We start from the raw sequence: 12,723 nt of genomic DNA, 5'->3' as shown, positions 1-12,723 counted from the left end.
TCTTTCATTACGGCATGCTTTTGTATGATTATGCCAATTTAGCTTTCATTAGCTCCTGCACTTGTGCCGGATTGGCCTTGCCTTTACTGGCTTTCATCACCTGACCTACCAACGCATTCAAAGCTTTCTCATTACCGCTCTTAAACTGCTCTACGGCTTTTTCGTTATTAGCCAACACTTCATCTATCATGGCTTCAATGGCACCGGTATCGGTAATTTGTTTCAGGCCTTTTGCTTCAATCACCTGTTCGGCACTCACCGCAGTATCCGCCCACATAGCTTCAAATACCTGCTTGGCCAATTTATTGCTCAACGTACCATCGGCGATTTTTTCAACCAACCCCGCCAAACGCTCGGCCTGAATCGGGCTATCGGCCAATTCGATACCTTCTTTATTTAAGGTAGCGGCCATCTCGCCGTTCATCCAGTTTGCCACTAACTTGCCTTGCTTACTTTTGAGCGCCGCCGTTTCGAAAAAAGCGGCCTGTTGACGGCTTGCCGTCAGCAAACGGGCATCATAATCACTTACACCGTATTCAGCCACAAAACGCGCTGCCATTTCTTTAGGCAACTCAGGCATTTCTGCTTTTGCTTGGTTTAACTGACCATCTGAAATAATTACGGGAAGCAAATCAGGATCGGGGAAATAGCGGTAATCGTGTGCATCTTCTTTCAAACGCATCACACGGGTTTCACCCTTATCAGGGTCGAACAACATGGTAGCCTGCTGCACCTTACCGCCGTCTTCGATAATTTCAATTTGGCTTTCCACCTCATAATTAATTGCCTGCTCCAAGAAGCGGAACGAATTGAGGTTTTTGATTTCACGACGCGTACCGAACTCAGCTTGGCCTTTCGGGCGCACAGACACGTTCGCATCAATACGGAACGAGCCTTCAGCCATATTACCGTCGCAAATATCCAACCAAGTCACCAAACCGTGCAAGGCTTTGGCATAAGCTACCGCTTCCGCCGCAGAACGCATTTCCGGCTCTGAAACCACTTCAAGCAAAGGCGTACCGGCACGGTTTAAATCAATACCGGTTGCACCGTTTAAACCTTCATGCACCGATTTACCCGCATCTTCCTCCATATGCGCGCGGGTAACATTGATGGTTTTCACTTCGTCGCCTACCACGATTTCCAGCTTACCGTGCTCTACAATCGGCAAGTCCAACTGGCTGATTTGATAGCCTTTAGGCAAATCGGGGTAAAAATAATTTTTGCGGTCGAACACGTTTTTTTGATTAATTTTGGCATCCAAGGCCAAGCCTAATTTAATGGCTTTCTCAACCACCTCGCGATTCATCACCGGCAATACACCCGGTAACGCGCATTCCACCACGCTGGCATGTGCATTCGGCTCCGCTCCGAAAGCGGTTGACGCACCGCTGAAAATTTTGGATTTGGTGTTTAATTGGACGTGGATTTCCAGTCCGATTACGGTTTCCCAAGTCATAAGGGTCTTTCTTCTGAACAATTAATCTAAAAATTATCTCTTAAATTGATACTTATTGTATGTAGAAACTACCTTCTAAACAATCAAAATATCCACTATGAAAACAAATGACTTAAAACTGTTTGGCACTCATGTTAAAAATCTTCGGTTAAGTAAAAACTTAAGTCAAGAAGAATTGGCAGAACGTGCTGGTATGCATAGAACTTATATTGGAATGGTTGAGCGAGGAGAAAGAAATCCTGCATTACTCAACCTTATCCGTTTATCAAAGGCTTTATGTATTCCTTTATCTCAACTGGTTAGTTTTTTAGAAAAGAAAAATCATGAATCTAATTGATGCATATCCATTTCTACAAGAAAATAAAGGTCGCCTACTGATTGATTTAAAAAAAGAATACCAATGCCGCTTTCCTAAATACCTACCCTTTGATATGAAAATTAACAAAGGCGGCGTAGGTCAATTTCTTGAAAAACTGATTGGACTAAAAAACACTTCTTCTCTAACTGATTTTTCAGATGGCGAGTTGAAAACTAATAAATCAGATACTACAGGTAAGCCTTTAGAAACAATGTTTATCTCTCAAATTTCAAACTCATTTGATGATTTAATCAATGGCAATTTAACCTTTGAAAATAGCTGGATCTATCAAAAAATTCACAATATGCTGTATGTACCCATTTGTAAGAATGGTGATAATCCTGATAATTGGTATATACACTCCGCATACCATATTTGCCTAGATGAAAATCCTATTCTTTATGAAGAACTTAAAAGCGATTTTCTAGCAATTCGTGACCAGTTAAATCAACATATACAAGAATCAAATGATGGTTTTATACATACATCTAATGGAAAATTCATCCAAATTCGCTCAAAAGATTCCAAACGCTCAAATGGCACTTACAATCCAATTTTTTCAACTACTTATAATCGCTATATTTCCAATAAAAATCATGCCTTTTATTTCAAAAAGGAATTTATGAAATCTATTCAATCAGGTACTTGGGTAGTTAATAAAATCATTTAACAAGATTAACGGCAGATTACTCCGCCGTTAATCTTTTCTTTGCCAGCTCAAAATAATCTGTTTCCCATTCACACCCACAAAAATTCCTCCCGTTTCTTAATGCTGCGAGCCCAGTTGTTCCACTACCCATAAATGGATCAAAAATTAAATCACCAACATTAGAAGCAGCCTGAATACAGCGCTCTACTAAAGCTAATGGCTTTTGCGTCGGATGCTTACCAAACTGCTTTTCTGATTTACTTGGTGGAGTGATTTTCCAAACACTTTTCATTTGTTTACCTCCATTTTGTGCTTTCATGATTTCATAATGAAATGTATGTTTAGCTTTCTTATCTTTCTTTGCCCACAATATCGTTTCAGTCGAGTGAGTAAAGAGCCGACAGGAGAGATTCGGTGGTGGATTAGGTTTCTCCCATATAATATTGTTCAAAAGGTGATAGCCGATGATATACATCAAATAGCCTGTTAAGTAAATATTATGCTGTGTACCGCATACCCAAATCGTACCGTTTGGTTTCAAAAGTGCATAACACAAACGCAACCATTCCTCATAAAACTCTAAATCTGCTGCCAAGCCTTTAGATTTATCCCATTCACCTTTGTTTACAGAAACCATTTGCCCGTTTTGACAGGTAAATCCGTCATTAGAAAGTAAATAAGGAGGGTCAGCAAATATCATATCAAAGCAACCGTTTGGATGCTTATCTAAAATACGACGCATCACGGTTAAAACATTTTCATTGTAAATTACAAGACCCTCTGAAACATATTTTTTCAGACAGGCATGATACCGTGAGGCCTCCTCCCTAAAAGTATTAAATTCATTCACCATAAATTGCCAATAATTCACCTACTTTTTGTCTACTACTCCCTCTTGCAGCAATATTCCTTTGTACATCAATAGTTTCTATCCGTGCACCTTGATATATTTTTCGAGTAAACTCAGTATCATGATTGGAAATTAACACCCCCTCCGCTAACTCTGAAGCTTGTCGCGCTATAGAGGCCAAACGGTTTTGATCATCAATACCGAAGCCTCCTTTTGCATAAGCGGTAAATGAAGTGGTTGTACTTAACGGAGCATAAGGCGGATCACAATACACAACATCACCATCACCCGCCATCTTTAATGCCGCCTTAAAATCACCGCACATCAATTCAATACGATCGGATTTGTAGATAAATCCCTGCATTTCCTCTTCAGGGAAATAAGGCGAGCTATAGCGTCCAAATGGTACATTAAACTCTCCTTTGCTGTTATATCGGCAAAGCCCATTAAACGCATGGCGATTCAAATAAACAAATAAGGCTGAACGCTCAACCAAATCTTGGCTGTTATTGAATTGTTCACGCAATGCATAAAAACAGTTTTCTCGATTGTTTTCTAAACTAAAAAAAGAACGAGCAAAATCAATAAAACCGTGTTTTTCCTGCTTCAATATCCAATAAAGATTAATTAAATCAGCATTTATATCATTTAACAGATAGGAGTCAAAGTCTAAAGCCATTGACAATGCTGCCGAGCCTGCAAATGGCTCAATCAATCGTCTAATAGGAGCTCTGTCAGGCATATTGGTTTTGATAAATGGTACAAGCTTGGATTTCCCGCCAGCCCATTTCAGAAAAGGTTTCACTTTCATTTTAGTTAACTGCATTTAAAACCTTCTTGGTAGCCTAAATTATACGCTGCTTGAGCGGGTTTATGCCGCTCCGTACCTGCTTAGTAGTATGGTAAATCTAGGCTATCAACACATTGCTTTGGAAATATAGCTCACGCATTTTATTTAAATCCTTTCAAGCTGGTGTTTTTGTATGCCAATCACTATTGAGCTGAATCTGATGCGCTACACCCAGCAATTTGGCCTCTGTAAAATAGTTACCGATCAGCTGCACGCCGACGGGCAGGCCGTCCGAAGAAAATCCGGCAGGCAGACTCATTCCCGGCAAACCGGCAAGGTTGAGCGCAATCGTATAGACATCGCTCAAATACATTTGCACGGGATCATTGATATCGCTACCCAATTTCGGAGCGGCAGTTGGCGCAACAGGGCCTAAGATAATGTCGCATTGTTGCAAGGCCGTCTGAAAATCGTTGGCGACCAAACGACGCAATTTTTGGGCTTTCAGGTAATAAGCATCGTAATAACCGTGTGAAAGTACATAAGTACCCATCATAATCCGGCGCTTCACTTCGCTTCCGAAACCTTCGGCACGGGTGTTGCTATACATTTCTTCCAAATCGCCGAACTGGGCGGCACGGTGTCCATAGCGTACGCCGTCGTAACGCGACAGATTGGTACTGGCTTCTGCCGATGCCAAAACGTAATAAGCAGGAATGGATAGCTCGGTTTGCGGCAGGCTAACCTCTACCATTTCCGCACCTTGGGCTTGAAGCAAATCGATAATGTTTTGCAAGGCCGTCTGCACGTCGGCACTGTTGTTGGCTCCGAAATACTCTTTGGGCAAACCGACTTTTAAGCCTTTCAATGGCTTGTTCAAATCACGGGCATAATCTTCTTTTTCACGCTCCAAGCTAGTGGAGTCGCGCTCGTCAAAACTGGCCATTGCGTTCAATAGCAACGCACAATCTTCGGCCGTTTGCGCCATAGGGCCGGCTTGATCGAAACTGGAAGCGTAAGCCACCATACCGAAACGGGAAACCACGCCATAGGTAGGCTTCAAACCGGTAATACCGCAATGGGACGCAGGTTGGCGGATAGAACCGCCGGTGTCGCTACCCAAAGCGGCAGGAGCCAATCGGGCCGCCACCACAGCGGCCGAACCGCCTGAAGAACCACCCGGAACATGCTCGAGATTCCAAGGATTTTTAGTAATGCCGTGAAATGATGTTTCCGTGGTCGAACCCATGGCAAATTCATCCATATTTACCCGGCCAAGCGTTACCATGCCTGCATCCAGTAGATTTTGAACTACGGTTGCAGTATAAGGGGAGACGAAGTTATCCAGCATCTTGGAAGAGCAGGCACTACGCCACCCTTGCTGACAAAAAATATCTTTATATGCAACCGGCACACCCGTCAGCACAGTGGCATCACCTGCTGCAATGCGTGCATCGGCGGCCTTGGCTTCGGCCAATGTCATCTCCGGATTCAAAGCAGTATAACCGTTAATAACGGGATTACGTGCTTCAATAGCAGTTAGATATTCCTGAGCCAATTCGGTAGCGGAAATTTTCTTGGCCGCCAGCATATCAGCGGCCTGTTTCAAAGTGTATGATGTCATAATGTTTTCCGTTGCGTTCAGACGGTATTCATTCAAATCAGATTAAATCTTTTTCAGACGGCATACTGATTATTTATTAAGAAGGCCGTCTGAAATCATGTTTCTAATTTATTCTTCAATTACTTGCGGCACGATATATAATCGGTTCCGCACCTCAGGAGCTACCTCCTGATATGCGGCTGCACAATCGGTTTCAATAACGGCATCATTACGCAGACGCAAAGCTACTTCATGCGGATGAGCCATAGGTTCAACGCCTTCTGTGTCAACGCTCTGCATTTTCTCAACCAATGCGAAAACGTCGTTTAACTCTTTCAAACTTTGTTGTTTTTCTTCGTCTGTCAAACTCAAACGCGACAGTTTGGCAATTTTTTCCACGTCGGATAAGGTCAAAGCCATAAAAAATCCTTAAATTTGATTAGCAAAACCCTCAATCTAGGGTATCATTGCACGTTACTTCCAATAAATTTGGAAGATTATAACTGAAAACCAATACCGCGGCATGGCGATTTCAGCGCTTTATCATACCGATAGCCGCCTGAAACGCCGTGCCCATATCCTTTTTTCTATTTTTATTGATTATTTTCTCATTAGGTAGGATTTTTTCATGTTTCGCTTCTTAACCCGCTATTTTTCCAACGACCTCGCCATCGACTTGGGCACAGCCAATACCCTTATTTATATCAAAGGCAAAGGTATTGTTTTGGACGAACCTTCGGTGGTGGCCATGCAAAACGATGTCGCACATGGTAAAAGCGTGATTTTGGCAGTAGGAACGGAAGCTAAAAAAATGCTGGGCAGAACGCCGGGCAGCATTCAGGCTATCCGCCCTATGAAAGACGGAGTGATTGCCGATTTCAACGTAACTGAAAAAATGCTCAAACAATTTATCAAAAAAGTAAATAACAGCCGCTTTGCCGCAACGCCCCGTATCGTTATTTGCGTACCGTGCGGTTCTACCCAAGTAGAACGTAAAGCCATTCGCGACTCTGCTTTGGCAGCCGGCGCGTCTACCGTCAACCTGATTGAAGAACCTATGGCAGCTGCAATCGGCGCGGGTTTGCCGATTGAAGAAGCTACCGGATCTATGGTGGTAGATATCGGTGGCGGCACTACCGAAGTAGGTGTAATTTCATTGTCAGGTGTGGTTTACTCCCACTCGATCCGCGTGGGCGGCGATGCATTTGACGACAGCATCATCAATTATGTACGCCGTAATTACGGCATGTTGATTGGCGAAGCAACCGCCGAAGAAATCAAAAAAACCATCGGCTCCGCCTTCCCAGGCATGGAAGTACGCGAAATCGAAGTCAAAGGCCGCAACTTGGCCGAAGGTATTCCGCGTTCCTTCACTATCAGTTCCAATGAAGTATTGGAAGCACTTACCGAGCCGCTCAACCAAATCGTACAATCTGTTAAAAACGCATTGGAACAAACCCCGCCCGAACTGGGTGCCGATATTGCCGAGCGGGGCTTGGTACTTACCGGTGGCGGTGCCTTGCTCAAAGGCTTAGACCGTCTGCTGGCCGAAGAAACAGGTCTGCCGGTAATGATTGCAGAAGATCCGCTTACCTGTGTGGCACGCGGTTCGGGTAAAGCTCTTGATATGATCGGCAAACTAAATTCCGTATTCGTTGTTAACCCGTAACCTGCTTTGCGCGTATCATGGCCGAACAGTCTTTAGATTTTGCCCGCAAAGGCATACGCCCCGCCAGCAAATTGATTCTTCTGTCGATAACCAGCATCGTTCTTATGATGCTGGATACCCGTTATGCGGCAGTTCAACAAATCAAAGGCTATGCAGCTACCCTGCTCTATCCTTTGCAATGGCTGGCTAACCAGCCTGTTCGGCTATACGACTACACCAGCAGCTTTGTTAATACGCAAACCTCACTGATTTCCGAACAGAAAAAACTGCAAGAAGAAAACAGCCGTCTGAAACTGATTGCCCATCAGACCGAAACCTTACGTTTGGAGCTCAATGAATTAAAAAAACTGGCCGCACTACAAGCCAACGGCATCCAAACCGTTACGGCTGCCGAAGTTATTTCCAACGGCAAGGATCCGCTTTCAGACAAGCTCATCATTAATAAAGGCACCCGGGCCGGCCTGCATAACGGCGATGCTGTCATTGATCAAAACGGCTTGATCGGGCAAATCACCCAAGCACAAGCGCTCAGTGCTGAGCTGACCTTGATTACCAACAGCCAAACCGTGATCCCTGTAATGGTTTCCCGTACCGGTGTGCGCAGCTTGGTATACGGTACAGGTGGCGCTATCAGTTTGCGTTATTTTCCAGTTGATGCGGATCTCCGCCCGGGCGATATTCTACTCACCTCCGGGTTAGACTCCGTCTATCCACCGGGAATCCCAGTGGCCAAAGTAGAAGACCTGACACGAGCATCCGGCACCCCCTATTACCGTGTTACCTTAGCACCGATGGCCGCCTTCCGCAGCAGTAAATATGTATTGACCCTACCGCAAAAAACCGACCGCCTGATGCCCGAAGCGCAAACAGGCACGCCCCCTTCTCAGCCTGCAGTACAATGACAAACTTCGACGATTTCCACAACCGCGTTTCTAAGCGCCTGATTTCTGCAAGCTTCGCTATTGTAATGCTGCTGGATTTCATGCCCTTTCACGCAGATACCTTTTTTTGGCTGCCAGAATTCAGCGCCATGATGCTGCTCTATTGGGTGATTAACCGCCCACAATCAGTCGGTATAGGCATAGCTTTTATCATCGGTTTACTAGTGGACATAGGCACCGCCGCACCATTAGGGCAACATGCATTGTCATATATGCTGATTACATTTTTAATCCAGCAGCAGCAAAGACAGATCATATTATATAGTTCCGGCTTTCAAGCACTCGCGGTATTGGTTGCGCTCTTAGGCAACCAGATTATTCTTATGCTGGTAAGGCTTATGTACGATCACCGCTATAACGACTGGTTGAGCTTTATTGCTCCTTTCGTCGGTGCTCTGTTATGGCCCCTGTTGAGTAAGATAATGCTCACTATTTTGAATTCGCGACGTTTACGCTAATGAAAACGCCACGCCAATATCCGCTTTCCAATCAGGATCAAAATATCAGCAAGCGTGATTACATTCTACGCTTGCTGGTAGCACTTGGCCTGATTATCGTATGTTTCGCTATCCTTACCGCACGCTTTGTTTATCTGCAAATCATCAAGCATGATGAATTTGCAGCCCGAGCTACCACTAACCGAATTTCATTAATCCCGACCCCACCTATACGCGGCGAAGTCGTTGATATCAACGGTGTGGTTTTAGCCCATAACTACCCGGCTTATTCGCTTGAGTTGGTTCCCAGCAATTTGGAAGGCAAAATCGACGATACTATCGAAGCCTTGCGCAGCTATGTAGATATTAGCGAAGCAGACTTACGCCGCTTTCGGAAATTTCGTGCGGAATTCCGCTCCTACGAAAAAATCCCTCTCAAACTTAAACTCACTCCTGATGAAGCCGGGCGTTTGGCGGCACAGCTTTATCGCTTTAAAGGGGTAGAAATCAACGCCCGAACTTTTCGTGAATATCCTTACGGCCAGCTAACGGCGCATTTTCTCGGTTATATCGGCCGCATCAGTGATAGAGATCAAAAAAAGCTGGATGAGGAGTCTCTTACCGCTTTATATCGCGGTAGCACCCACATTGGCAAATCAGGGTTGGAAAGCTATTACGAACGCCAACTGCATGGATTTCCCGGCTACCAAGAAGTAGAAAAAGATGCTTACGGTAATGTAGTGCGTATCTTAAAAACCGTGCCGGCAAAAACAGGACAGACACTGCGTTTGGCTATGGATATCCGTCTCCAACAAGAAGCGGATCGTTTAATGAATGGCCGCCGCGGTGCGATGGTGGCGATTGATCCGCAAACCGGCGGGGTACTGGCTTTTATATCCAAACCCTCGTTCGACCCCAATCTGTTTATTGACGGCATTGATACGGAAACATGGAAAAGTCTGAATGAAGATTGGCAGCGCCCTTTAATTAATCGGGTAACACAAGGCCTTTATCCTCCGGGCTCAACCTTCAAACCGTTTATGGGTATGGCTTTGCTTGAAAGTGGAAAAATTACCCAAAATACAGTTATTCCGGCTCCCGGCGCATGGAGCATACCCGGCTCACGCCACCTATTCCGTGATTCGGTACGCAGCGGACACGGCTCGGCAAATCTCAGCAAAGCCATTCAGGTATCTTCGGATACTTTTTTCTACCGCTTAGGCTATGAAATGGGGATTGATAAAACCGCCCCCTACCTGGCTGAATTTGGCCTCGGTGAACAAACCGGTATCGATTTGCCCAATGAATACCGCGGTGTCCTACCTACTCGAGAGTGGAAAGCACAACGCTTTGCCAAATCGAAAAACCCCGCAGCCCGTGAATGGAAAGCCTCCGAAATGGTGTCTATCAGTATCGGCCAAGGTTATAACACTTACACTCCTCTGCAAATGGCCCATGCGACAGCCTCCTTAGCCAATAACGGTGTGGTTTACCGCCCGCACATGGTCAAAGAGCTGCTGGATCACGAACGCCGCCAAATTACGCTGATAGACCCCAAGCCTACGCGCTCTATTCCTTTTAGCCGAAGCAATTTCGAGTATGTCAAACAAAGTATGGTCAAGGTATTACGTCCCGGCGGTACTGCATGGAGCATCGGCAGCGGACTGCAATACAGCATGGGCGGAAAAACCGGTACGGCTCAAGTCGTACAAATCAAGCAAGGGCAAACCTATAATGCCGCTGCTTTGGCCGAACAACACCGCGACCATGCTTGGTTCATTTCTTTCGCTCCGGTAGAAAACCCTAAAATCGCCGTGGCTGTTATTTTGGAAAACGGCGGTTGGGGTGCAAGTGCCGCCCCTCTTGCACGGCAGCTTTCCGACTTTTATCTGTTGAAACTAAAAGGCGGCAAAGATAACAATCTGCCCCCTGCTACGAGTGGCAAACAAACTGTCGAAAACCCTTTATTAACAGTCGATGAGCCGCCGAAAAAAAATATTTCATCGCCTTTTCAAAAGGCATTTGAAGCCGCACACGAAAATATTTCGGGAGTTTCTCAGTGACCAGTGAAACCCTTTTTCAAAAAATCAAGCACATGATCTGGCAACCGATGGATGCTTGGCTGTTTTACGCCATGTTGATCATCTACATCATGAGCTTGTTTTTATTGTATTCTGCAGACGGCCAAGAAATCGGCCAACTGGAAAATAAAACCTTGCATACCGTACTCGGTTTTGCTTTGCTCTGGACCATCGCCCGTATTCGTCCTCAGATTTTGGCAAACTTCGCTCCTCCGGCTTATATTGCAGGCGTTATCTTACTCTTGGGCGTGCACTTTTTCGGCATCACGGTAAACGGTTCCACCCGTTGGCTCAATATAGGTATTGGTCGAATCCAGCCGTCTGAAATCATGAAAATCGCCCTGCCGATGATGGTAGCTTGGTATTTGCAAAAATATGAATTATCACTGCGCTGGTATCATTATATCGGTGCGATTGCCATCGTTATCATTCCCGGGGCACTGATTTTGAAACAGCCAGACTTGGGAACGGCAACCTTGATTATGGCTTCCGGACTGTTTGTTATCTTCTTTGCCGGTTTACCTTGGAAGGTAATTTTTGCTGCCATTATCAGCTTTGCCGCAGCACTGCCTCTGATTTGGAATTATGGAATGCACCCTTATCAGAAAACCCGTGTGATGACACTCCTAGACCCGACCAAAGACCCACTCGGAGCCGGTTATCACATTATTCAATCTATGATCGCCATCGGTTCGGGGGGAATCTGGGGCAAAGGCTGGCTAAATGGCACGCAAACACATTTGGACTATATCCCGGAATCTACTACCGACTTTATTTTTGCCGTTTATGGCGAAGAGTTCGGCTTTATCGGCAATATTTTGCTGCTAATCATTTATTTGGTAATCCTCGGGCGCGGCTTATACATTGCCGGACAAGCGCCGACACTCTATAGCCGCACTCTGGCAGGCGCACTCACAATGACTTTCTTCTGCTACGCATTTGTCAATATGGGTATGGTGAGCGGCATTTTACCGGTGGTAGGTGTACCGTTGCCGTTGGTCAGCTACGGAGGCACCGCCACCTTGTCGATTATGGTGATTTTGGCTTTATTAATGGGTATATCCAACCAGCGCCGTTAAACCACAACCACACATTGTCTTTTCGAAAATCTACAAATATTCTGTATCCGACTAATACTTAAGGAGCCGCCCTAATGGGCATGGAAATTTCCAAAATCATTTTGGCATTCATGGTATTGATTAATCCTTTCGGAGCTTTATCAATTTTCCTAGACCTCACCCGTTACCACAGTACCCGCGAGCGGCGTAAAGTCGCCCAAATCGCCACTTTCAGCGTATTCGTTGTAATTTGCCTGTTTACGCTAAGCGGCAATATGTTACTGAAACTGCTTGGTATCAGCGTTGGTTCGTTCCAAGTAGGCGGAGGTATTTTGGTTTTTTTGATTGCCATTTCCATGATGAGCGGCAATGATAATCCGGCCAAACCCACACTCGATACAAATTCAGAAGAACTGGCCCATGCACGGCGCCAGAAGCCCGGCACCATCGCCGTCGTACCCCTGGCTATTCCGATGATGATCGGCCCCGGCGGGATTTCCAGTGTGATCATTTATACCTCTACGGCACGAGGCTATCAGGATACGCTTTCCATTTTAGCCGCCGGCCTGATTATCAGCCTGATATGCTATATAACGCTTATGGCAGCGGCCCGCATCAGTAAATTTCTGGGCGATACGGGATTAACTATTCTTAACCGGGTGATGGGTATGCTTTTGGCCGCCGTATCGGTAGAAATCATCGTATCAGGCCTAAAAGCACTATTCCCTGATTTGGCTGCATAACCAAAGTAATTTTCTCTTGAATGCCGTCTGAAATTTTCAGACGGCATCTTTCCATAATTATCCGTTCTACGGAAGTGTTATAATC

General features: G+C 45.3%; 13 protein-coding genes. 8 read left to right on the top strand and 5 right to left on the bottom strand.

Features of this window, described 5'->3' with window-relative positions:
- Positions 1 to 28: 28 nt before the first annotated feature.
- A complete protein-coding gene (gene gatB, locus ACEPPX_RS06335) occupies positions 29 to 1,459 on the bottom strand; it encodes an Asp-tRNA(Asn)/Glu-tRNA(Gln) amidotransferase subunit GatB (protein ID WP_416623372.1) in 1,431 nt (476 codons plus the stop codon).
- Between the two features lie 97 nt (positions 1,460 to 1,556).
- Here gatB and ACEPPX_RS06330 point away from each other — a divergent pair, with 97 nt between their 5' ends.
- Positions 1,557 to 1,796, top strand: a complete 240-nt coding sequence (locus ACEPPX_RS06330) for a helix-turn-helix domain-containing protein (RefSeq protein WP_416623371.1) — start codon at positions 1,557 to 1,559, stop codon at positions 1,794 to 1,796.
- The gene (locus tag ACEPPX_RS06325) at positions 1,783 to 2,487 is read left to right on the top strand and encodes a MutH/Sau3AI family endonuclease (RefSeq protein WP_416623370.1); all 705 of its coding nucleotides are present in this window, start codon (positions 1,783 to 1,785) and stop codon (positions 2,485 to 2,487) included. Before ACEPPX_RS06330 ends, ACEPPX_RS06325 begins: the two co-directional genes overlap by 14 nt.
- A 16-nt stretch (positions 2,488 to 2,503) precedes the next feature.
- On the opposite strand, the gene ACEPPX_RS06320 is transcribed toward ACEPPX_RS06325, so the two are convergent.
- The 4 genes from ACEPPX_RS06320 to gatC form a co-directional block, all read right to left on the bottom strand.
- Positions 2,504 to 3,319: a DNA-methyltransferase gene (locus ACEPPX_RS06320; RefSeq protein WP_416623369.1), complete on the bottom strand. Its 816-nt coding sequence runs from the start codon at positions 3,317 to 3,319 to the stop codon at positions 2,504 to 2,506.
- Positions 3,309 to 4,127 carry a DNA adenine methylase gene (locus ACEPPX_RS06315; protein WP_416623408.1) on the bottom strand — a complete coding sequence of 273 codons (819 nt, stop codon included), beginning with the start codon at positions 4,125 to 4,127 and terminating at the stop codon, positions 3,309 to 3,311. The genes ACEPPX_RS06320 and ACEPPX_RS06315 overlap by 11 nt, the downstream gene beginning before the upstream one ends.
- Positions 4,128 to 4,281: 154 nt before the next feature.
- Positions 4,282 to 5,730 carry an Asp-tRNA(Asn)/Glu-tRNA(Gln) amidotransferase subunit GatA gene (gene gatA, locus ACEPPX_RS06310; RefSeq protein ID WP_416623368.1) on the bottom strand — a complete coding sequence of 483 codons (1,449 nt, stop codon included), beginning with the start codon at positions 5,728 to 5,730 and terminating at the stop codon, positions 4,282 to 4,284.
- A 108-nt stretch (positions 5,731 to 5,838) separates the two neighbouring features.
- Complete coding sequence (gene gatC / locus ACEPPX_RS06305) at positions 5,839 to 6,129, bottom strand: Asp-tRNA(Asn)/Glu-tRNA(Gln) amidotransferase subunit GatC (RefSeq protein ID WP_047761774.1); 291 nt, start codon at positions 6,127 to 6,129, stop codon at positions 5,839 to 5,841.
- A 208-nt stretch (positions 6,130 to 6,337) separates the two neighbouring features.
- Here gatC and ACEPPX_RS06300 point away from each other — a divergent pair, with 208 nt between their 5' ends.
- The 6 genes from ACEPPX_RS06300 (at position 6,338) to ACEPPX_RS06275 (ending at position 12,638) form a co-directional block, all read left to right on the top strand.
- Positions 6,338 to 7,378, top strand: coding sequence for a rod shape-determining protein (locus tag ACEPPX_RS06300; RefSeq protein WP_047761773.1), 1,041 nt, complete (start codon positions 6,338 to 6,340; stop codon positions 7,376 to 7,378).
- A gap of 17 nt (positions 7,379 to 7,395) precedes the next feature.
- Complete coding sequence (gene mreC, locus ACEPPX_RS06295; protein WP_416623367.1) at positions 7,396 to 8,280, top strand: rod shape-determining protein MreC; 885 nt, start codon at positions 7,396 to 7,398, stop codon at positions 8,278 to 8,280.
- The gene (gene mreD / locus ACEPPX_RS06290; protein ID WP_047761771.1) at positions 8,277 to 8,777 is read left to right on the top strand and encodes a rod shape-determining protein MreD; all 501 of its coding nucleotides are present in this window, start codon (positions 8,277 to 8,279) and stop codon (positions 8,775 to 8,777) included. Before mreC ends, mreD begins: the two co-directional genes overlap by 4 nt.
- On the top strand, positions 8,777 to 10,819 hold the full coding sequence (gene mrdA / locus ACEPPX_RS06285) for a penicillin-binding protein 2 (RefSeq protein WP_416623366.1): 2,043 nt from the start codon (positions 8,777 to 8,779) through the stop codon (positions 10,817 to 10,819). Before mreD ends, mrdA begins: the two co-directional genes overlap by 1 nt.
- A 32-nt stretch (positions 10,820 to 10,851) precedes the next feature.
- Positions 10,852 to 11,916, top strand: coding sequence for a rod shape-determining protein RodA (gene rodA, locus ACEPPX_RS06280; protein ID WP_047761797.1), 1,065 nt, complete (start codon positions 10,852 to 10,854; stop codon positions 11,914 to 11,916).
- 74 nt (positions 11,917 to 11,990) lie between these two features.
- A complete protein-coding gene (locus ACEPPX_RS06275; RefSeq protein ID WP_047761769.1) occupies positions 11,991 to 12,638 on the top strand; it encodes a MarC family protein in 648 nt (215 codons plus the stop codon).
- Positions 12,639 to 12,723 lie beyond the last annotated feature (85 nt).

Source organism: Neisseria sp. S1, from assembly GCF_048060015.1.
Lineage (GTDB): Bacteria > Pseudomonadota > Gammaproteobacteria > Burkholderiales > Neisseriaceae > Neisseria > Neisseria arctica.
This window is presented reverse-complemented; position numbering and strand designations above follow the sequence as displayed.